The 18954-nt window shown below is 68.2% G+C and carries 20 protein-coding genes; 10 read left to right on the top strand and 10 right to left on the bottom strand.

What is annotated here, in order from left to right; all coding sequences use genetic code 11:
• Positions 1-35: 35 nt before the first annotated feature.
• Positions 36-1490: an MFS transporter gene (locus ACFY2B_RS25370; RefSeq protein WP_390765361.1), complete on the top strand. Its 1455-nt coding sequence runs from the start codon at positions 36-38 to the stop codon at positions 1488-1490.
• A 42-nt stretch (positions 1491-1532) separates the two neighbouring features.
• On the opposite strand, the gene ACFY2B_RS25375 is transcribed toward ACFY2B_RS25370, so the two are convergent.
• Positions 1533-1982, bottom strand: coding sequence for a hypothetical protein (locus tag ACFY2B_RS25375; protein ID WP_376523871.1), 450 nt, complete (start codon positions 1980-1982; stop codon positions 1533-1535).
• Positions 1983-2153: 171 nt separating this feature from the next.
• Between ACFY2B_RS25375 and ACFY2B_RS25380 the strand changes: the two genes are divergently transcribed.
• Positions 2154-3218 carry a GlxA family transcriptional regulator gene (locus ACFY2B_RS25380; RefSeq protein ID WP_390765362.1) on the top strand — a complete coding sequence of 355 codons (1065 nt, stop codon included), beginning with the start codon at positions 2154-2156 and terminating at the stop codon, positions 3216-3218.
• A 171-nt stretch (positions 3219-3389) separates the two neighbouring features.
• On the opposite strand, the gene ACFY2B_RS25385 is transcribed toward ACFY2B_RS25380, so the two are convergent.
• The 3 genes from ACFY2B_RS25385 to ACFY2B_RS25395 form a co-directional block, all read right to left on the bottom strand.
• Positions 3390-3692: a hypothetical protein gene (locus ACFY2B_RS25385; RefSeq protein ID WP_390765363.1), complete on the bottom strand. Its 303-nt coding sequence runs from the start codon at positions 3690-3692 to the stop codon at positions 3390-3392.
• A gap of 467 nt (positions 3693-4159) precedes the next feature.
• Positions 4160-4354: a hypothetical protein gene (locus tag ACFY2B_RS25390; protein WP_390765364.1), complete on the bottom strand. Its 195-nt coding sequence runs from the start codon at positions 4352-4354 to the stop codon at positions 4160-4162.
• A gap of 10 nt (positions 4355-4364) precedes the next feature.
• Positions 4365-5216: a helix-turn-helix domain-containing protein gene (locus tag ACFY2B_RS25395; RefSeq protein WP_390765365.1), complete on the bottom strand. Its 852-nt coding sequence runs from the start codon at positions 5214-5216 to the stop codon at positions 4365-4367.
• A gap of 268 nt (positions 5217-5484) precedes the next feature.
• Between ACFY2B_RS25395 and ACFY2B_RS25400 the strand changes: the two genes are divergently transcribed.
• The 3 genes from ACFY2B_RS25400 (at position 5485) to ACFY2B_RS25410 (ending at position 8042) form a co-directional block, all read left to right on the top strand.
• Positions 5485-6135, top strand: coding sequence for an ATP-binding protein (locus tag ACFY2B_RS25400; protein ID WP_390765366.1), 651 nt, complete (start codon positions 5485-5487; stop codon positions 6133-6135).
• On the top strand, positions 6135-6536 hold the full coding sequence (locus ACFY2B_RS25405) for a hypothetical protein (RefSeq protein ID WP_390765367.1): 402 nt from the start codon (positions 6135-6137) through the stop codon (positions 6534-6536). Before ACFY2B_RS25400 ends, ACFY2B_RS25405 begins: the two co-directional genes overlap by 1 nt.
• Before the next feature lie 540 nt (positions 6537-7076).
• Positions 7077-8042: a NaeI family type II restriction endonuclease gene (locus ACFY2B_RS25410; protein ID WP_390765368.1), complete on the top strand. Its 966-nt coding sequence runs from the start codon at positions 7077-7079 to the stop codon at positions 8040-8042.
• Here the strand turns inward: ACFY2B_RS25410 and ACFY2B_RS25415 are convergent.
• From ACFY2B_RS25415 to ACFY2B_RS25430, 4 genes are all read right to left on the bottom strand, one after another.
• Complete coding sequence (locus tag ACFY2B_RS25415) at positions 8039-9154, bottom strand: DNA cytosine methyltransferase (RefSeq protein ID WP_390765369.1); 1116 nt, start codon at positions 9152-9154, stop codon at positions 8039-8041. The two genes, ACFY2B_RS25410 and ACFY2B_RS25415, sit on opposite strands and share 4 nt — an antisense overlap.
• 120 nt (positions 9155-9274) lie before the next feature.
• A complete protein-coding gene (locus tag ACFY2B_RS25420; protein WP_390765370.1) occupies positions 9275-10189 on the bottom strand; it encodes an NgoMIV family type II restriction endonuclease in 915 nt (304 codons plus the stop codon).
• Between the two features lie 23 nt (positions 10190-10212).
• A complete protein-coding gene (locus tag ACFY2B_RS25425; protein ID WP_390765433.1) occupies positions 10213-10620 on the bottom strand; it encodes a very short patch repair endonuclease in 408 nt (135 codons plus the stop codon).
• Positions 10621-10766: 146 nt separating this feature from the next.
• The gene (locus ACFY2B_RS25430) at positions 10767-11807 is read right to left on the bottom strand and encodes a hypothetical protein (RefSeq protein ID WP_390765371.1); all 1041 of its coding nucleotides are present in this window, start codon (positions 11805-11807) and stop codon (positions 10767-10769) included.
• A 380-nt stretch (positions 11808-12187) separates the two neighbouring features.
• On the opposite strand from ACFY2B_RS25430, the gene ACFY2B_RS25435 reads away from it, so the two are divergent.
• The gene (locus ACFY2B_RS25435) at positions 12188-13000 is read left to right on the top strand and encodes a class E sortase (RefSeq protein WP_390765372.1); all 813 of its coding nucleotides are present in this window, start codon (positions 12188-12190) and stop codon (positions 12998-13000) included.
• Positions 13001-13096: 96 nt separating this feature from the next.
• Here the strand turns inward: ACFY2B_RS25435 and ACFY2B_RS25440 are convergent, their stop codons facing one another.
• Entirely contained in the window at positions 13097-14536 is a 1440-nt protein-coding gene (locus tag ACFY2B_RS25440; RefSeq protein WP_390765373.1) for an MFS transporter, read from the bottom strand.
• Positions 14537-14605: 69 nt separating this feature from the next.
• Here ACFY2B_RS25440 and ACFY2B_RS25445 point away from each other — a divergent pair, with 69 nt between their 5' ends.
• The 4 genes from ACFY2B_RS25445 to ACFY2B_RS25460 all read left to right on the top strand — a co-directional run bounded on the left by ACFY2B_RS25445 (position 14606) and on the right by ACFY2B_RS25460 (position 17562).
• Positions 14606-15160 (top strand): winged helix-turn-helix transcriptional regulator, encoded by a 555-nt coding sequence (locus ACFY2B_RS25445; protein WP_390765374.1) that lies wholly within the window; start codon positions 14606-14608, stop codon positions 15158-15160.
• 206 nt (positions 15161-15366) lie between these two features.
• Entirely contained in the window at positions 15367-15678 is a 312-nt protein-coding gene (locus ACFY2B_RS25450; protein WP_390765375.1) for a DUF6412 domain-containing protein, read from the top strand.
• 100 nt (positions 15679-15778) lie between these two features.
• Positions 15779-16489 (top strand): YidC/Oxa1 family membrane protein insertase, encoded by a 711-nt coding sequence (locus ACFY2B_RS25455; RefSeq protein WP_390765376.1) that lies wholly within the window; start codon positions 15779-15781, stop codon positions 16487-16489.
• Between the two features lie 215 nt (positions 16490-16704).
• Positions 16705-17562 carry a fumarylacetoacetate hydrolase family protein gene (locus tag ACFY2B_RS25460; RefSeq protein ID WP_390765377.1) on the top strand — a complete coding sequence of 286 codons (858 nt, stop codon included), beginning with the start codon at positions 16705-16707 and terminating at the stop codon, positions 17560-17562.
• A 469-nt stretch (positions 17563-18031) separates the two neighbouring features.
• Here the strand turns inward: ACFY2B_RS25460 and ACFY2B_RS25465 are convergent, their stop codons facing one another.
• Positions 18032-18898, bottom strand: coding sequence for an LLM class F420-dependent oxidoreductase (locus tag ACFY2B_RS25465; RefSeq protein WP_390765378.1), 867 nt, complete (start codon positions 18896-18898; stop codon positions 18032-18034).
• Positions 18899-18954 lie beyond the last annotated feature (56 nt).

Below are 18954 nucleotides of genomic sequence, written 5' to 3' on the forward strand. Positions count from 1 at the left end.
GTCGCGACGCCGCGACGACGAGGGAGCCCGTGCCCATGCCCGCTGCCGAGGCCGCCGCAGGCCGGACCGTCACCACCGCCGTACCCGCCAGGCTGGACCGTCTGCCCTGGTCGCGCTGGCACTGGACGATCGTGATCGGCCTGGGCACCGTCTGGATCCTGGACGGCCTGGAGGTGACGATCGTCGGCAACATCGCGAGCCGGCTGTCCGAACCCGGCAGCGGGCTGGCGATCACCTCCGGCGAGGTCACCGGTGTGGCCGCCGCCCTGTATGTGGCCGGTGCCTGCTCCGGCGCCCTGTTCTGGGGCCGGCTGACCGACAGCTACGGCCGCCGGAAACTCTTCATGATCACCCTCGGGGTCTATCTGGCCGCCACCGCGCTGACCGCGGTCTCCTTCTCCTCCTGGTGGTTCTTCCTCTTCCGGTTCCTGACCGGCTTCGGCATCGGCGGCGAGTACGCGGCCATCAACTCGGCGATCGACGAGCTGATCCCGGCCTACTACCGCGGCCGGGTCGACCTGCTCGTCAACGGCAGTTTCTGGCTGGGCGCCGTCGGCGGTTCGCTGCTGTCGATCGTCGCGCTGAACACCGACCTCCTGCCCGCCGACGTCGGCTGGCGGCTGACCTTCGCGCTGGGCGCCGTACTCGCCCTGGTCATCCTCCTCGTACGACGGCACGTCCCCGAAAGTCCCCGCTGGCTGCTGATCCACGGCCGGGAACAGGAGGCGGAACGGACCGTCGCCGCCGTCGAGCGGCGGATCACCGCGCAGCGGGGCGAGCCGCTGCCCCGGCCGCGCCGCGAACTGGTCATCCGCCAGCGCAGCGGCATCACCTTCCGGGAGATCGCCCGCACCATCTGCCACGACTACCGCAGACGCGCGGTCCTCGGCTTCGCCCTCTTCATCGGCCAGGCGTTCCTCTACAACGCGATCACCTTCGGCTTCGGCACGATCCTGACCACGTTCTTCGCCGTCCCCACCGGTGACACCGGGTACTACTTCGCCGTCATCGCGGTCGGCAACTTCCTCGGCCCGCTGCTGCTCGGCAAACTCTTCGACACCGTGGGCCGCCGGGTGATGATCTCCTCGACGTATCTGCTCTCCGGAGTGCTGCTGTTCGGCACGGCCTGGCTGTTCGGCCGGGGCACGCTGAGCGCCCTCACCCTGACGGCGTGCTGGTGCGCGGTGCTGTTCTTCGCGTCGGCGGGCGCCTCCAGCGCCTATCTGACCGTCTCCGAGATCTTCCCGATGGAGACCCGGGCGATGGCCATCGCGTTCTTCTACGCCCTCGGCACCGCGGCCGGCGGGATCAGCGGCCCGCTGCTGTTCGCCGAACTCACCGGCACCGGCCGGGTCGGCGACACGGTCATCGCCTTCCAGGTCGGCGCGGCCCTGATGTGCGCGGCCGGGCTGGTCGCGGCGGCCCTGGCGGTACCGGCGCAGCGGCGCGCCCTGGAGGACATCGCGCGCCCCCTGACGGCGGCGGACTGACGGCCCGCGCCCCGCTCTCCGGGGAGATCATGGCCGGCCGGCTCACGCGCCGGTGGTCGACCCCGGCCGGACGATCATCAGGACGGTCACGACCGCCCACAGGACGTTGAACATCCCGGTGAACATGGCGAGCCGCACGGTCGTCTCCGCCGTACCGGAGCCCGCCACCAGCGCATCCTGCCGGGGCAGCACCAACGCGATCAGGACGACGGCGGCGAGCACGGTCAGCACGATCGACGCGATCAGCCAGGCGCTGCCGAGCACTCCCATGGCGCTCGCGGTGGCGAACCCGAACACGGGCACGACGACGCCGACGAGGCCGTACACCTGGCAGATACGGTGCAGCACCGCGACGGTCCCGGTGGCCCGCGGGTCGTCCGGGGCGGCGAGGGCCCGGCGCGCGGCGGGCGGGAACATGCTGGCGGCGACGGTGACGGGACCGATGGCGACGATGGCGGCGAGCACGTGGACGGCGAGCAGGAACTTGGTCACGGCAGGACGCTAGACGGACCGCCGAAGCCACAGAAGAGGCAGTAGTGCCACAGCTGAACAGATTCTCGCCACCCCCCCCTGCCTGGCCCTCCTGCCCTCCGCTGCCCTTCACTGCCCTCCCTCCTCATCCCATCCGCTTGGCGACAACCCGGCGTACGCTACGTTCCTGCCATGCACACCGTGGCCGTACTCGTCCTGGACCAGGTCATCCCCTTCGACTTCTCCGCACCGATCGACACCTTCGGCTTCGCCCGGCTGCCGGACGGCCGCGCGGCCTACCGGGTACGGGTCTGCTCCCCGGCGGCGGAGGTGAGCGCGGGCGCGTTCACGGTGCGGGCGCCCTACGGCCTCGAAGCGCTCGCGGAGGCCGACACCATCATCGTTCCCGGCGTCGCGGACCCGACGGTTCCGCCGCCGCCCGAGGTGGTGGACGCGCTGCGCGCGGCGGCGGCGAACGGCACGCGCATCGCGTCGGTCTGCGCCGGCGCGTTCGTCCTCGCGGCGACGGGCCTGCTGGACGGCCTGCGCGCGACGACACACTGGGTCGCGGCCCACCACCTGGCCGCGATGTACCCGGGCATCACCGTCGACCCGAACGTCCTGTACGTCGACAACGGCCAGTTCCTCACCTCGGCGGGCGCCGCGGCCGCGATGGACATGTGCCTGCACCTGATCCGCAAGGACCACGGTTCCGCGGTCGCCGCGCACGCGGCCCGCCTGTCCGTCATGCCGCTCGAACGGGAGGGTGGCCAGGCCCAGTTCATCGTCCACGACCTGCCTCCGGCCCCCGCCGGCGCCACCCTCGAACCGCTCCTGGAGTGGCTGGAGGACCACTGCGACCAGGATTTCACCCTGGAGGACATCGCCGCCAGGGCGGGCATGAGCACCCGCACCCTGAACCGCCGCTTCCGCGAGCAGACGGGCACGACTCCGCTCCAGTGGCTGCACCGGGCGCGGGTACGGCGTGCCCAGTACCTGCTGGAGACGACGGCACACCCGGTGGAACGCATCGCGCTACAGGCGGGCTTCGGCTCCCCGACGGCCTTCCGCGAACGCTTCAGAAGAGTGGTGGGGACGAGCCCTCAGTCATACCGGAGGGCGTTCCGGACGAGCGGAACGACCGGGACGGATCCGGCTCCGGGCCCGGGCCCGGTCGCTGGTGCCGCTGCTGCTGCCGGTGCTGGTGGTGAGAGGGCGGCCGGTGTCCGAGCGCCGGTCGGCTCCGGACCGAGCTGACGGACTGCCGAACGGCACCGCACCGACTCACCTCCGTACGGAGCCCGGCACCACGCGCGACCCGCACTGCTCGGGGGCCGTGCTGCTCAAGACCCGACCCGTACTACCCAGGCCACGTACTGCTCGGGCCAAGCACTGCTCAGGTCATGTGCTGCTCAGGTCATGCGCTGCTCAGGCCCGCCGGTCGGCGACGGCCCAGGAGGCGAGGGCGACAGCCCCAGCGGCCCCGAAGACGGACGGCCAGGCGCCGACCTTCTTCGCCAGCGGATGCGACCCGGCGAAGGCGGCGACATAGGCGACGCCGAGCGCCCCCGCGGCCTTCGCCCCGGCCGCCCTGTGCCACTGCTGCGCGGCAGCGGCCCCCGCGACGGCCAGCACGGCCCCACCGAGCTGCCGCTTCTTCGTCCAACGGGCAACGCCGTATCCTCCGACGAGCCCACCCGCGGCAATCACCGAACTGGGAACCTTGGCCATGTCTGCCTCCTTTTGTCACTGTTCCTGAGCTAACGCCGGGGCCACGCGCAAGGCTAAACATGAGTCAGGTCGGCTCAACTCTCCCCACAGGACTACGCGAGAAGAAGCCGGTGGCGGATACCCACCGGTTCGTGGACGACTTTTTCGTCCGTTTCGACATCTCGGGCGCATCAAGATGTTCGGGCTGGACGTCGAACCAACGTCCTCAACGGCCGCGCCGAGCGCCGTAAGTATGTCCCCATCATCCCGGAGCTGCTCGCGGTTGACCCGTCCGCTGGAATCTTCACTCGCCCTTCCTCGACGAGAGCCTCGGTGCGGCCGCGTTGACGTGTTGTATGAGGCTGGCGTCCTGAACTTGCGCATCCTGGTGGCTGAGCAGGCAGAGGCGCGCCGCATCCGGCTCGGCTCCGGTGCATGCGTGCGGCTGTGGACGATGACTTGTCCGGTCCGTCAGCCGCGGAGCGGACTCACTTGAGGAGGTGGTCTGCCTTTCCAGCCTTGATGTCCAGAATCATGGTTCGCAAGGCGTCCCGGCTGTCGGTGATGAAACGGTCCTCCTGGCCGTGTACGGCTACGTAGGCGTTGCCGATCTCATCAACGCCTATTCGGAAGCATGAGTTGCCTTCCCCGCAGAACGGGTCTTCCCACTGGATTTTGGGCACGATGCCTCCACTAGAGGTCATGGGCGAGTGTATGGATGAAGTCTCTGGAGCTCTCGGGGGACAGCGCGAGGTCCTCCATCCGGTCCAAGTGAGCACGGTACTTGACCAACTCGGCATCCCCGTAGAGGAAATCGGGGCCATGTGAGTTGTCGATCTGAACCGTATCCAGTTGTTCGGTCGGCCCTTCTGCGTACAGGACGGTCTGCCCTGCCCCGGGGAAGGCGCCATGAGCAAAGGGTACGACCAACACCGTCACACCGTCCTTCTCCGACTGTGCAAGCAAGTATGCGAGCTGTTCGCGGGCGACTTGGGGGCCTCCGAACTGCATTCGCAGCGCCGCCTCATGCACAATGCCGGTGAAGGGGGGAGCGGAGTGAGTGGCGAGCAACTCCTGGCGATGGTTGCGATGGGACGTCCTCATGGCTACCTCGTGTTCCGGTAGGGAGGGGAGGACGGCGCGAAAAACCGCGAGAGCGTACGCAGTCGTTTGAAGCAGGCCCGGGACGTGAACAGTGCAGGCGGCCCGCATGCGAGTGGCCTGTGCTTCCAACTCGGCAATGTCCAGAAGCCCTTGCGGCAGAGACCCTCGATACTGCTCCCACCATCCCTGGGTGCCGGTCGAGGCCATCCTGACCAGAGCGGCCAAATACTTCTCGTCGGCACACTGGCAGTGATGAGCGAGGGCGCGAAGACGCTCCTCGCTGATGTTCCGGACGCCCGACTCCATGTAAGAGATCTTGCCGCGGTCGACGCCGAGAAGCTTTGCTGCGTGCTCTGCAGACATGCCTGCAGCTAGCCGCATCCTGCGCAACTCCTGGCCCAAGCGCTTCTGTCGCTGGGTGGGGGCCGCCTTTGGGGGCATGTCGTTCCTTCCTCTGCGCTCCACCGCAGTCTGCCGTGTCTTGCCGGAGCGAACCACGATCGAGCTAATTTGCCGAAGCTAGTGGCAAATTTACCTCAGACCCTCTACGTTGAGTATCGATCTGATCGCACGGAGCGAGCAGAAGTGCATCGTCATGCCTGGCTGGATGCTCCCGTACGGGGAGCGGAGGGCTGGGCGAGGGCGACAGGCCACTGATCGCTGCGCTTGTTGTCAGGACACCAGGCCACCCAGACCACGGAGGTTGTTCGTGAATCACGACAGCTGCCTACCGCGCTCCGAGTTGCAAGTCTCCTTCATCGCGCTACCCAACGAAGTGCCCGCCCTGCGTAGAATCCTGCGTCAGCATCTCACTCACTGGGGTCTCCTGGGTGTGGTGGAACCTGCTCAACTCTGCGTCAGTGAACTCGCCACCAACGTGATCAAGCATGTGGGTGTCGGGACTCAGGCCAGACTCGTCGTCTCGATGGAGGGTACGAATCTGCGTCTGGAGGTTCAGGACCCCTTCTTGGGGAAACTCCCGGAGCAGACGTCGGCGGAGGGTGAGGATGAAGGGGGGCGAGGACTTGCCCTGGTCGACGCGATCTCCGAGAAGTGGGGAGTCCGCCTTACTCCAAGGTGGAAGGGCACGTGGTGCGAGTTGGCCACTATGCTCACGTCGCCGCACGGTCACGTCTCGGATCACCGCGTATCCCGCGCCGACGAGTTGCTGACCGTGTATGGCAAACAAATCTGTCGCTCAGTCATGTCTGACAGCCCATCAGTATTGCAAACCGCCAAGGAGGCGGTCGGGCTCATCGCAGATCTATTGCACTGGGTCCAGGCTCATGGCTTGGACCCCGAAGATACTCTCGAAAGTGCGCAGGTACGCTTCGAGGAAATTTCGGCGGAGCGAGTGTGATGGAAGGAGAATATGGAGGCGAAGGCATTGGCTCTTCCAGCGGCTTGAATCTCGGCTGGCGTGATCCTGAATCGCTGGGACTGCTTTGTCGGGTCGCAAGGGAGGCGGGCTTCTTGGGCGATGTGGAGGTCTTGCCGTTGGCCACCGATCCCACATGCAGAGAATTCTTGCTGACCGTCGACGTAGCGGATGGCATCGTCCTCGCGTCAGCCAAGCTCAGGTGGAGTGAACTAGAACCTCCTGCTGGGGTAACGGGCATAGAGGCTGTGCAGCATGTCCTTGGGCGCATTGACGAGATTGCTCGGCGTACCGAGGCCGGCCTGAATGGCTACACATGGCTGAGGGTGGCATCGGAACTGGAGCAGGTGCGAGCGCTCATTGGCGACGGGCAGGACGGTTGACGGGTCTGGTAGGGGGCGGCCCCCCCGGGGCCGATGCGGAGAAAATGGACCGCATCCGTCGCCATAGCGGATCAGGCCGCAGTTGTTGGTGATGCCGTACCGCTCCCCAGCGTGACCGGCTGGCCCAAGGTATCGCAGGCCAAGTGACCCTTGTCACTCAGGCGGTATGCGCACGTCCGGGCGCTCCTCGCCCTTTGAGGGGTGTTGAGCCGCGGTGTGTGCCCGGGTCACTTGAGGCATCCCCCTCGAACGTTCGTCCTTGGCCCGCTAGGGAAACGGGTGTGCATAGTGGCCCTGAGTGCGTACCACTTGGGCATGTACGCCAGGCTCTGGACGGAACCTCACCACCGTTCCGTTCGGCACCATCCGGGGCTTCGACCGCGTCCGTCCCCGCTATGAACTGGGTGGACAGGACGAACCCCTCGTCCACACGGGATGGTTGACGAGGAGTATCGCCGCGACCATGAGCAATCGGTCGAGATCATTTGAAGACGACAAATGCTCTAGTGGACCGCCGGCGCGGCGATCTATTGTGGTGTCATGCCTATGGATGAGAACGCTCTGTTCGACGAGTCGAACGCTTTGACGCTAGGGGCTGGCGAGGCCACTCCTCATCACGTCCAGGACGGTGATGTCGACGGCGTGGCCCGGTGGTTCGGGGGTCACACTGACTTGGAAGGTCGTTTTTCATCTGTATTCAGGCAGGCTCTCGACGAAGTACTGGACGGACAGAGGACCGGACGGTACGACGTCGACATGCTTGAGAAGACCGAGAAGACCTACCTGGGCACGAAGGTCGAGATTGTCTGCCGCGCGGCCTTCGACTTACCACTCGGTGACGTGATGGACTATCGGGTGTGCGGTCGAGAGGTGGATGCAAAGTTCTCGCTGGAGGGAAAGTGGATGATCCCGCGCGAGGCGATGGGACACCTCTGCCTTCTGATGGCGGCAAACGATAGGGAGTCGACCTTTAAAGTTGGTCTGGTTCGCATCTCGGAGGATATTCTGACCCGGGGTGGGAATCAGGATGGGAAGCGCTCAATTTCTCTTCTGGGCCGACGTCGCGTCAAGTGGCTTATCAGGCAGGGCAAGTTGAAGAGTAATTTGCTCTTGGGGCTTGATCAGACCATCCGTACAGCGCTGGAGCAAGCTCCTGTGGGACAGAACAGGGTCGACCAACTCTTCCGATGTGTGCACGGCCGCATTGTTGACAGGAATGCTGTGGTGACGGTCGCCAAGCAGTTGGATGCACCGAAGCGAGTGCGGGATGCAAGGCAGAGACTCGCGTCGGAAGGCGTGATCATCCTCGGCCATCAGAAGGAAAGCCCTCGTGTGGCCAAAGCCCTGGGCCTTCCGATACCGGACAAGGGGACATGGGTTGCGACGCGTTTGGTTCCCGCTCCAAGCCCCGGTGACAGCAGGTCGCAGGTCTGGATCGGCGCGACTCCCTATGTCGTGGCGAGACCGGATGATGAACGCCACCCGGCCCCCACCATTGACTACTAGGCACTCAAGATGTACGGCTTGATTTGATTCGCGATGGCCTGTGCCAGGACTGTCGGTACAGCATTGCCGATCTGCTTCGCGATTTGGATCTTCGTGCCGCACCAGAGGTAGTTGTCGGGGAAAGTCTGAAGGAGCGCGGCTTCCCTATGGGTGATGGGGCGATCCACTCGGTAGCCGTCCACCCCGGGTTCCCACTGGGGGTGCAGATACTGACCCTTCTCAGGCTTGTAGAACTCGGTTCGGATGGTGAGCGAGGGTTCGTCCCATCGCATCCTGCCCATGACATCAGTGGTTCCTGATGGCTTGTTCTTCCAGCAGTTGGGCAAAAGATCTTCAGGTAGATCGAAACGCCCACCACCAGGTGGGATGTGGGCGTACCGAAGTAGCGAGAGTTCGGTGGGCGTACGCCCGATGTGCAAGTCCTCGCTCTTATAGATTCCCGGCACTGTCTGACCGAAGAATGAAACGGTCGAATCGGGTAGGGCTTTCACGGTGGGCACGTCGAGGAGTTGCTTCTCGCCGAACGCATCGTGCACCGTACGCCAACTCTTCAATCCCATGGGATTGCCCTGGCCGTGGGTGGGCTCGGGGAGAGGGATCCTTCCGATGCGGGACCCGATCACGATGGTCCTCTTGCGGCGCTGAGGCGCGCCGTGGTCTGCGGCCATCAATAGCCCGTGGGTCAACTCGTAGCCTTCCAGCAGGCCGCCGGGGCGAACCTCGGCCTGGAGCAGGGAAAACTCGGACGACTTGAGGAACCGGTCGACGTTCTCGATGACGAAGACCATGGGGCGGGCGTGCCTGACGAAGCGGATGTACTCCTTCCAGAGCTTGTTCCGTGGGTCATTCACGTCTCTGGTTCCCAAGTTTGAGAATCCCTGGCATGGCGGGCCGCCGATGATCACGTCGGCCGTTGGGATCTCTTTGTCCTTGATGTTCTGAATGTCACCCCAACGCATGTGCGACTCACCGAAGTTGGCGGCGTAGGTAGCCGCAGCGTGAAGGTCCCACTCGACCGCCATGACCGGTTTGTACCCCTTTGCAGCGACGAAGCCGGAGGTCATGCCACCGCAGCCTGCGAACAGGTCGATCATGGAGATGCGCTTAGCCATGGTGGACAGGTTAATCCCACGGACTGACAGTTGCCCTTGATGGGTGTGAGGACAACGTGCCGTGCCGGGGCTGCGATGGGATGGGGTGCCGTGAAGCGGGGTGGGCTTCGGTGCGGCCTGTCACAGTGTGCTCAGGTACGTCCGCAGTTCGTCGTAGTCGCGGATTCGCCGGTGATCGCGCATACGCCTGAAGTTGTCTCTGATGGCGATCCGGGCCTTGTGTCGCGTTCCTGAACAGTACTCATCCAGGGCATCGGAGAGGGCCGGAAGGTGCAGGTGGTATACGCAATCGATGTCGCCGGTCCCCCGCGCGAGGAGTGCCAGCATCGCCGGCCTCGGTTCCATCGTCACTGCGGCGAAGTGCGGCATGCGGCCACGGCGGAGCGCTGCCATCTTGGCGCCCTGGCTCCTGCAGTCCTGGGCTCTGTCGGTCCGAAGGGTCCATTTCAATGACAGCCCGGCCACAAGGTGCCGCAGGGGTTTGGAGGGATTCAAGGTTTGGGGCAGATCCCTGGAGACGGTGATGTCCAGCTTGAGAAGTGATTCTTCACCCATTAGGTTCAGAAGTTCCCGACGCCGATCCTCGACCGATTGAATTTCGTCACGAATCTTGCTGAGGTGTGCGCTCAGCTTGCTGTGTATCTCTTCGCTCAATCCCGCCCGGGCTGAGTACTTTTGCAAGTCCCGGACGGCCCGCTCCACATCCTTCGCCATGTCGCCGCGCAAATCTTGTGCGGCTTTGAGGTGTGTAAACTGCTCAAAGATCGGAAACGGCTTCTCGGGTTCCACCGTGAGATGTGATGCCTCATTTTTAAGATACTGTTGAAGATCGGAAGACATCAAGGTGGCCATCAGTGGGCCAACGGTCGTTTTCTTTCCGTCTTCATTACTCTCCGGTGGAATTGCGTCTTCCGCGATCCCCATCGCTTCGTAGAAAATCTTGCCCAGAGCGATTGATCCTGAGTCATTCTTGTCGGACGTGTTCGGCCGACCGTCGCGGTAGCCGCATAGTGCTTCAACGAAAGGTGCAGGCAAAGGAAATCCCTATGGATGAAGAACTAGCTCGAATGCTTCATGGTTCGAGATGTTTCTTGTCGGAAGTTTAGCCACGTTTCTTCGACGACTTCTGCAATCGATTTTGGAACTTCATGTTCCCAGAATCGCAAGACGGTCCAGCCCTGCGATTCCAAATGTCGTGTGGTCTCCTGGTCCCGTATGATATTTTTTGTAAGTTTTTGTCGCCACCATTCGGCGTTCGCCTTGGGATGGGTGGCGTGCTCGGGGCAGCCATGCCAGAAACAACCGTCCAGAAATACGGCGACCTTCACCCGACTGAACGCGATGTCGATCGTGCGGCGTGGCATGCCAGGCACCGGGAAGTTCACTCGGTAGCGCAACCCTGCGGCATGCAGGAGTTTCCGCACTGCGACCTCTGGAGCCGTGTCGCGTGAACTCTGTCGGCTCATCCGGGCGGATACGGCGGAGGAAGATGGGACTGCTCCTGGCACGGGAGCATTCTGCCGGCCTGCCCATGGCCCGGGTGGCCCTGCGGGTTCGTTGCGTTCGCGGCCGGGGGCGCAGGCGCGGCTCAGCCCCGTGATCGGCAGCTCTCTCAGGCTCCGTGACACCCCTCATACGACGCCCCCGCCCCGCACCAACACCCCGCCCCCCGCTCCGGCGGCCAGGCCGTTGCTCGTCCTCGGGCCGCCAGTGTCGTTGCGTACTGCGGCAGCAGTTCCGCCTGCGTCGGTGATGATGCCTCCGACGCCGCGAATGCCTCGTACGACGGGACCGTGCCCGTGACGATGCCCAGGTTTGCCGTGCCGGAGGATGCGAGTTCGCGCAGGGCGGCTTCTATCGTCGACAGGTGCTGGTCCCGGGACGGGTACTCGGCGGTGAGGGACGGGTAGGCGGACAGGAGTTCCGCCAGTTCGTCGGCCGGCCAGTGCAGGATCGCGACCGGGAACGGGCGGGACAGTGCCTCTCGGTGGGCGTCGAGTTCCGCGCGCAGGCGGGAGATCTCCGCCTCCAGTTCCGCGGGGTTGTCGGAGCCCAGGGCCCACACGCGTTTGGGGTCGTGGAGTTCGTCCAGGGACACCGAGGAGGATGAGGAGGACGAGTGCAGGGCGTCCGCCCGGTCGTCCCAGTCGTCGTGGGGGGCGCCCAGCATGCGGCCGACCCGGTGGCGGCCGAAGAGGAGAGGGTGGGTGGCGTACGGGGGTTCCGGGACGTCCGTCAGCAGGAGCGTCGTGGCCTGGGTGAACGTCTCGTGCGCCGCTTCCAGTTCGTCGTGGGACTCCAGGGCCTCGGCCACGATCACCCACGGGGCCGGGTCCCGGGGCGCGGCGGTGCGGATGCCGTCGATGATGGCGCGGGCCTCCGCCTCATGGCCGTACTCCCACAGGTTCGACGCCTTCAGGGCCCGTACCAGGTGCGGGGTCTCCAGGGTGTCCGGGGCGGACAGCAGGCGGTCGTAGAGCGCGGTCGCGGCGGGGCGGTCGCCGGAGAGTTCCCGGTGGGCCGCGGCCCGGACGAGCAGGGCTTCGGCGTCCTCGGGATACAGATCGGCGGTCCGCTCCAGGCGTGCCGCTTCGGCGGTGTGGTCGACGTTTACGGCGTTCTCGGCGTTCTCGGCGGGCGTGTCGGGGCGCATGGGGGACACCGTACTGCCGTCGGCCGAAGGGGCGAGCGGCAAGGGGACCGGCGGGGCGCCGGGGCCGCCGGGCGATGGCCGGGCGGCGGCGGTGTCCGCCGGTCACGGGATCGGTGTCCGGCCGGGTGCGGGGACGGCCACCCGCGGGTCCGTGGGCGGGTGGGGCCGGGTGTGTATCGCGTACGTCATCACCGCCGGCCCGGCCTGACAAAGCCTTTTTGAAGTGCGGGTGCGGGGTGGTCTCCGTGCTGCGTCGGGGCGCGGGTCTGGTGAGTTGGCGGCCGTGGGCCTATCGTGCGGGCGGTTTCGGGTGTGTGGGCGAGCCGGGGCCGTGGGGGGCCATGCGGGGCTGGAAGGGGCGGTGAGGAGGCGTACTGCGTATGCGGGCTTCCGGTGTGGTTCGCGGGGTGCCGGTCGTGGAGAACGGCACGCGGCGGCGGCGTGCCCGGCACCGCCGGGTGGTGTGGAGCGGCGGCGAGGTCCTGGTGACCGTCGGGGTGGTGCTCCTGCTGCTCGTGGTGCACCAGGTGTGGTGGACGAACCGGGAGGCCAGGCGCGGCGCCGAGCGGCAGGTGGAGGCGCTGGAGCGGGAGTGGGACTCCGGTGGTCCCGCCGCCGCGCCCGCGGGCACCGATACGGCTCCGGTGACGCCGCCCGCCCCCTCGCCGACGAGCCAAGGAGGGGCCACGGGCGGGCAGCGGTCGTCCGGCGACACCGGTTCGTCGGGGGCCGGCCGTTCCCAGGCGTACGCCGTCCTGACCATTCCGCGCCTGGGGCTGCGGGTGCCGGTCGCGGAGGGCGTCGACAAGCAGCAGGTCCTGAACAAGGGGTACGTCGGCCACTATCCCGGCACCCAGCAGCCGGGCCGGGCCGGCAACTTCGCGCTCGCCGGGCACCGGAACACGCACGGGGAGCCGTTCCGCCGGCTGCCGCGGCTGCGGGCCGGGGACACGATCGAGGTGGAGACGAACGCGGCGACCTACTCGTACGTCGTCGACAAGACCCTGCCGCAGACATCGGCCCGGGACTCGGGCGTCCTGCGGCCGGTGCCGCGGTCGGTCGTGAAACCCGGGTACGGCTACACCGAGCCGGGCTACTACATCACCCTGACCACCTGTACGCCGGAGTTCACGTCCACGTACCGGCTGGTCGTGTGGGGGAAGCTGGTGTCGATGCGGCCGCGCTCCCCGTGACCCGGCCACCGGGGAACGATTCGGTTCCGGTGGCCTCCGGCGCGTGGTTCCACCGCGGTCTCAGTCGCGGTCTCAGCCGCGCTCCCGGGCGCGGTCTCAGGCGCGGTCCCGGTCCCGGTCCCGGAGTGCCAGCACGCTCACCGCGCCCAGCACCGCAAGCCCCGCGGACACCGTCATCGCGAGGTTCGCGCCCCGGGCCAGGCCGGCGCCGGACGACGTGGCCAGCGCGATGGTCAGGGCCACCCCGGCGCAGGAGCCGATGTAGCGGAAGGTCTGCTGGGCGCCGGAACCCATCGCCGCCCGTTCGGCCGGTACCGACTCCACCGACAGCAGCGGGAGCGCCGCGTTGAGCAGACCGCTGCCCACCCCGCCGATCACGAGTCCCGGCAGCAGCCGCACCCAGGAGTCCGCGGCCAGTGCGCCCAGCATCGTCAGCGTGCCGACCGCGTGCAGGACGAAGCCGATCGCCAGCTGCCGGCGCGGCGGCACCCGGCCCGCGAGCCGCTTCGCCTGCAAGGCCACCGCGAAGGACAGCCCGGACCAGAGCAGGAACAGCCACGCCGTCGCCAGCGGCGACAGGCGCAGCGTCTGCTGCATCAGCGCCGGGAGATAGCTGAACAGGCCGATCACCGCCAGGCCGGTGAACAGGCCGCCCGCCGAGGACGCGAGGAAGCGGGGGCTGCGCAGCAGGTTCAGGTCGATCATCGGGGTCCGTACCCGCCGTTCGACGACGGTGAAGACCCCGGCCAGCAGCACGGCCGCCGCCAGCAGCAGGCCGACCGGCGCCCGCAGCCAGCCGTCCCGGCCCAGGGTGAGCGCCGCGACCAGGGCGACCAGCGCGAGGCCGAAGGCCGTGGCCCCGGCGGCGTCCGGCCGTCCGCCCCGCGGCGAGCGCGACTCGGACAGTCCGCGGATGCCCAGTCCCGCGATCACCAGTGCCGCCGCGCCCAGGACCACGTACGCGAGCCGCCAGTCGGGCAGGGCGCCGGAGACCAGCGGGCCGACCGCGATGCCGCCGCTGACGAACGCGCCCCACACGCCGGTCGCGTGCAGCCTTCCGCGCGGGCTCGGGTAGGCGGTCACCAGCAGGCCCAGGCTGCTCGCCAGGATCGCCGCGCTCGCGGCACCCTGGGCGGCGCGGGCCAGGGTGAAGGCCCAGGTCGACGTGGTCAGGCCGCCGAGGGCCGTGGTGATGCCGAGGGCCAGCGTGCCGGAGAGGAAGATCCGGCGCCGGCCGTAGTCGTCGGCGAGGCTGCCGGCCACCAGGAGCAGGGCGGCGAGTCCCAGCGGGGCGCCGTTGAGGAGCCATGCCTGGGCGGACAACGGGGTGTGCAGGTCCGCCGCCGTTTCCGGCAGCGTGACCATCGGAGCGGTGTACGTCATCAGGGTCACCGCCGTCGCGGCGCTGGTCAGGGCCAGGGTGACGGCGGGCCGGGGGTGTCTTGACGGCTGGGCGGCGGCTACCGGGGTTGCCGGGCCGCGCGGGGCGTTCCGGGGGGCCGCCCGTATAAGAGTTCGTTCATTGAACCTACCCATGGGCGGTACCGTAGCATGGCAAGTTCGTTCATTGAACCAAGGTGTCGGAAACTGGCTAAGGTGGTCCCCATGGCACTGGGCAAGGACTACGTGACGCAGGAGTGCTCGATCGCCCGCGCGCTGGAAGTCGTGGGCGAGCGCTGGACGTTGCTCGTCGTCCGCGACGCGCTCTACGGCGTCCGCCGGTACAACGACTTCCTCGTCCACCTCGGCATCCCGCGCGCCGTCCTGTCGGCCCGGCTGAAGACCCTGACCGAGCAGGGGATCCTCGAACGGCGCCGGTACCAGGAGTCGCCGCCGCGGGACGAGTACGTGGTGACCGAGCGCGGGACCGCGCTGTGGCCGGTGCTGCGGACCCTCGGGCGCTGGGGGCGCGAGCACTTCCAGGAGACACAACTGCGCTCGTACCGGCACGTGGACTGCGGCACGGAACTCGGGCCGTACGGCGAATGCCCGGCCTGCGGAACCTTCGTGCCCGTCGCGGACGTTGTCATCGTGCCGGGGCCGGGACTCGACCCCGATCCGGCCGATCCGGTCAGCCGGGCGCTCCTGCGGCCGAAGCGGCTGCTGGAACCCCTGACGATCGAGACCGGACCGTCGGGCGGGTCGGGCGACAGGATGTAGATGAGGTGTGGACGGGGTGTAGATCGCGGGGTGCGGGGCCGGCCGTCCGCAGGGGGTGCGGTGCCGTCCGCGCGGGATGCGACTCGGATGGTGTGGGGCGGTTCCGCTCGCGGGGGCCGTGGCGCGGACCGGTGGGGTTGCGGTACAACCGGCAGCAGCAGCACGCATGGCGCGCAAGGACGTACGAGTGAGGGGAGGGCAGGCCGATGGTCCGTAGCCGGTCCGGCCTGCGCCCTGCCGCCGTCCTGCTGTTCCTGCTGCTCGGAGTCGCCCTCCTCGACACCGGCGTCCTGAGCGCCACCGTCGCGCTCGCGGCGACCGCGGCCGCCGCCTCGGCGCTCGCCGTCTGCACCCTCGTCGCCGCCCGCTGCGCCCCCGCCGTACCGCCCACTCGGGTGCGTACGGCCATCCGCGACCGGGACCGCCGCACCGCCTTCCTGCCCCAGCGGGATCCCGATGCCTCCGGCCGGCCGCGGCCCAGAGCACCGGGGCGCGCCCTCCCGGCGACCACCGCGTAGGGCCCCACCCGGATACGTCAACGTAGGTGACCCCGCGTGGGTCGTCATGCCGTCACGCACGTCCTCTCCCGGCACGACGAGACCCCCGGAGGGCTCACCCATGTCCGTTTTCGCCCGCCTTGTCGAGCAGCTCGCCGAGCTGCTCCAGCCGATCTTCCACGCCTCCGCGGCGGCTGCCGCGATCATCCTGTTCACCGCGTTCGTCCGGCTGCTGGTGCATCCGCTGTCCCGGGCGGCGGCCCGCGGGCAGCGGGCCCGCGCCGCGCTCCAGCCCAAGGTCGCCGCACTGCGCGAGAAGCACGGCAAGAACCCGGAGAAGTTCCAGCAGGCCGTACGGGAACTGCACGCCGAGGAAAAGGTGTCGCCGCTGTCCGGCTGCCTGCCCAGCCTGCTCCAACTGCCCGCCTTCTTCCTCCTCTACCACCTCTTCTCCAACACCACGGTCGGTGGCCGGACCAACGGGCTGCTCACCCACCAGCTGTTCGCCGCGCCGCTCGGCGGGCGGTGGACGGACGCCCTCGTCGACGGCGGGGTGTTCGGCGTGTCCGGCGCCGTCTACCTCGGCCTGTTCGCCGTCGTCGCCGCCGTCGCGACCTTCAACTGCCTGCGTACGAAGCGGACGATGGCGGCCGACGCCGCGGTGCCCGCCGGGAACGCGCCGGCTCCCGGGCTCGCGGCGGTCGGCCGGGCCATGCCGTTCATGTCGTACTTCACGCTCCTGACCGTGGCCGTGGTGCCGCTCGCCGCCGCGCTGTACGTGGTCACCAGCACGACGTGGACCGCCGTCGAGCGGGTGCTGCTGTACCGGTGAGCACCTCCGCTGCACTGACGGGGTGCCCCGGTGGGGTGTCCGGTCCGGTCGGTGGGGGTACCGGTGAGCGCGCCGGTGCACCGCGGTGAACGCCCCGGCTGTGTTCCAGTACGTGAACCGGTGGTTGCGGACTTGATCTCGACCTTGGAGGATCGACCAGACCTCCGATGGCTGTGGCCGTCGGACGGGATCCTTGACCGAGGGAGATGGTGACCATGAAGCTGCTGCGAGTCGGTACGGCCGGGGCGGAGCGGCCCGCACTGCTGGACGCCGCGGGGACCCTGCGGGACCTGTCGGGGCTCGTCGGCGACATCGACGGGGCGCTGCTCGCCGACGAGGCCGGGCTCGGCCGGGTCCGGGCCGCCGCCGACGCCGGCGACCTGCCCGTGCTGGACGCGGCCGGACTGCGGATCGGGCCGCCGCTCGCGCGGATCGGAAAGGTCGTCTGCATCGGCCTGAACTACCACGACCACGCCCGGGAGACGGGTGCCGAGACGCCCGCCGAGCCGGTCGTCTTCTTCAAGGCCGCGGACACGGTCGTCGGGCCGGACGACACCGTGCTCGTGCCGCGCGGGTCGGAGCAGACCGACTGGGAGGTGGAGCTGGCCGTCGTCATCGGACGTACGGCCCGCTACCTGGAGTCGGCGGACGACGGGCTCGCGCATGTCGCGGGGTACGCGGTGGCGCACGACGTGTCCGAGCGGGAGTTCCAGTTCGAGCGCGGCGGGACCTGGGACAAGGGCAAGAACTGCGAGACGTTCAATCCGCTCGGGCCGTGGCTGGTGACCGCGGACGAGGTGCCGGATCCGCAGAACCTGCCGCTGCGGCTGTGGGTCAACGGCGAACTGAAGCAGAACGGGACCACCGCCGAGCAGATCTTCCCGGTGGGGGAGGTCGTCCGGTACGTGAGCCACTTCATGACGCTGTACCCCGGGGATGTCATCAACACCGGTACGCCCGCGGGGGTGGCGCTGGGGCAGCCCGAGCCGAAGCCGTATCTGCGGGGCGGGGATGTTGTCGAGTTGGAGATCGAGGGGTTGGGGAGGCAGCGGCAGGTTTTCGCCAACGCGTAGCGCTCCGCTGGGTGGGGCGGGGAAATACGGGGTGGTGGGGTGGTGGGGGTGGTTTTTGGGTGCGGGTGGGGGGTGGTTTTGCGCAGTTCCCCGCGCCCCTGGGGGGTGGGGATGGGGGACGGGGGTGTGTTCGGGTGCGGGTAGTGGGGGTGCGGGTTTTTTTGCGCAGTTCCCCGCGCCCCTGAGGGTGGGGGGTGTCGTTCTCCGTGCGGCTGGAGGGGTGGGTGGGGGTGGTTGCGTGGGTGGGTGGGTGCGGGTTGTGGGGGCTGGGCGCGCAGTTCCTCGCGCCCCTATGGGGGGCTGGGCGTGTAGTTCTCGGCGCGCGTATGTGTGTGGGGGGCTGGGCGCGTAGTTCTCCGCGCGCGTATGTGTGTGGGGGCTGGGCGCGTAGTTCCCCTCGCGTCTATGCGTGGGGGCGCGCGGTTCCTCGCGCTCCTGTGGGGGCCTGGACGGGGTGGGGGAAGGTGGGTCAGGGCAGGATGGTGGCGAGTTTTTGCCAGGCTGGGCGGGGGAGGGCGTCTCGGGGGCCGTCGGTCACCACCTGGAGGACCACGTGGTCGGCGCCCGCCTGGTGGAAGGCGTCGATGCGGTCCCGGATCCTGGCGTCGTCGCCCCAGGCGAACAGCGCGTCGATCAGGTGGTCGCTGCCGCCCGCCGCCAGGTCGTCCTCGGTGAAGCCGAGCCGCAGGAAGTTGTTGGTGTAGTTCGGCAGGGTCAGGTACATGGCCAGGCTGTCCCGGGCCAGGGCACGGGCGCGGTCCGGGTCCGTCTCCAGGACCACCTTGAACTCCGGCGCCAGCAGCGGCTCCTCGCCCAGGATCCGGCGGGCCTGCGCGGTGTGCTCGGGGGTGACCAGGTAGGGGATGGCACCCGCGGTGCGTTCGCGGGCCAGGTCCAGGCTCCTCGGGCCGAGCGCCGCCACGACCCGGCGCCCGGCCGGGACCCCGGCCGCGTCCAGCGCGTCCAGGTACTCGACCAGGGCCGAGTACGGGCGGCGGTACTGCTCGGCGCGCCTGGCGTGGCTCACCCCGAGGCCCAGCAGGAAGCGGCCGGGATGGGCCGCCTCCACCTCGGCGAAGGCGGCGGCGCTGGTCTCGGCGCCGTAGTCCCAGATGCTCTGGATGCTGGTGCCGACGACCAGCCGGGAGGTGGCCTCCAGCAGGGGCAGCGAGTGCCGGGCGGCGCTGTTGCCGCCCAGCCAGACGGCGCCGAACCCGAGCTGTTCGAGTTCGGCGGCGGCAGCGGCGAGTTCCGGTCGCCGGTCCGGCTCCTCCGAGCGGAGTCCGACGCTCCAGATGCCGTACCGGCCGACCGATTCCTTCAGGGCGGTGCTCATGGTTCCGTTCCCTCCGGGTGCGTGTCGTTCCATGATCGCTGAGTGCTCTGGCGGTT

Origin of the sequence: Streptomyces sp. NPDC001270 (assembly GCF_042896695.1) — a bacterium.
GTDB lineage: Bacteria > Actinomycetota > Actinomycetes > Streptomycetales > Streptomycetaceae > Streptomyces.

What these genes read in the sequence shown, in the direction of transcription:
- ACFY2B_RS25440 (WP_390765373.1), bottom strand. Translation starts at nt 14,536, where the DNA reads ATGGGTAGGTTCAATGAACGAACTCTTATACGGGCGGCCCCCCGGAAC.
- ACFY2B_RS25430 (WP_390765371.1), bottom strand. Translation starts at nt 11,807, where the DNA reads ATGCGCCCCGACACGCCCGCCGAGAACGCCGAGAACGCCGTAAACGTC.
- ACFY2B_RS25425 (WP_390765433.1), bottom strand. Translation starts at nt 10,620, where the DNA reads ATGAGCCGACAGAGTTCACGCGACACGGCTCCAGAGGTCGCAGTGCGG.
- ACFY2B_RS25450 (WP_390765375.1), top strand. Translation starts at nt 15,367, where the DNA reads ATGGTCCGTAGCCGGTCCGGCCTGCGCCCTGCCGCCGTCCTGCTGTTC.
- ACFY2B_RS25435 (WP_390765372.1), top strand. Translation starts at nt 12,188, where the DNA reads ATGCGGGCTTCCGGTGTGGTTCGCGGGGTGCCGGTCGTGGAGAACGGC.
- ACFY2B_RS25380 (WP_390765362.1), top strand. Translation starts at nt 2,154, where the DNA reads ATGCACACCGTGGCCGTACTCGTCCTGGACCAGGTCATCCCCTTCGAC.
- ACFY2B_RS25405 (WP_390765367.1), top strand. Translation starts at nt 6,135, where the DNA reads ATGGAAGGAGAATATGGAGGCGAAGGCATTGGCTCTTCCAGCGGCTTG.
- ACFY2B_RS25385 (WP_390765363.1), bottom strand. Translation starts at nt 3,692, where the DNA reads ATGGCCAAGGTTCCCAGTTCGGTGATTGCCGCGGGTGGGCTCGTCGGA.
- ACFY2B_RS25460 (WP_390765377.1), top strand. Translation starts at nt 16,705, where the DNA reads ATGAAGCTGCTGCGAGTCGGTACGGCCGGGGCGGAGCGGCCCGCACTG.
- ACFY2B_RS25395 (WP_390765365.1), bottom strand. Translation starts at nt 5,216, where the DNA reads ATGCCCCCAAAGGCGGCCCCCACCCAGCGACAGAAGCGCTTGGGCCAG.
- ACFY2B_RS25410 (WP_390765368.1), top strand. Translation starts at nt 7,077, where the DNA reads ATGCCTATGGATGAGAACGCTCTGTTCGACGAGTCGAACGCTTTGACG.
- ACFY2B_RS25465 (WP_390765378.1), bottom strand. Translation starts at nt 18,898, where the DNA reads ATGAGCACCGCCCTGAAGGAATCGGTCGGCCGGTACGGCATCTGGAGC.
- ACFY2B_RS25370 (WP_390765361.1), top strand. Translation starts at nt 36, where the DNA reads ATGCCCGCTGCCGAGGCCGCCGCAGGCCGGACCGTCACCACCGCCGTA.
- ACFY2B_RS25455 (WP_390765376.1), top strand. Translation starts at nt 15,779, where the DNA reads ATGTCCGTTTTCGCCCGCCTTGTCGAGCAGCTCGCCGAGCTGCTCCAG.
- ACFY2B_RS25445 (WP_390765374.1), top strand. Translation starts at nt 14,606, where the DNA reads ATGGCACTGGGCAAGGACTACGTGACGCAGGAGTGCTCGATCGCCCGC.
- ACFY2B_RS25415 (WP_390765369.1), bottom strand. Translation starts at nt 9,154, where the DNA reads ATGGCTAAGCGCATCTCCATGATCGACCTGTTCGCAGGCTGCGGTGGC.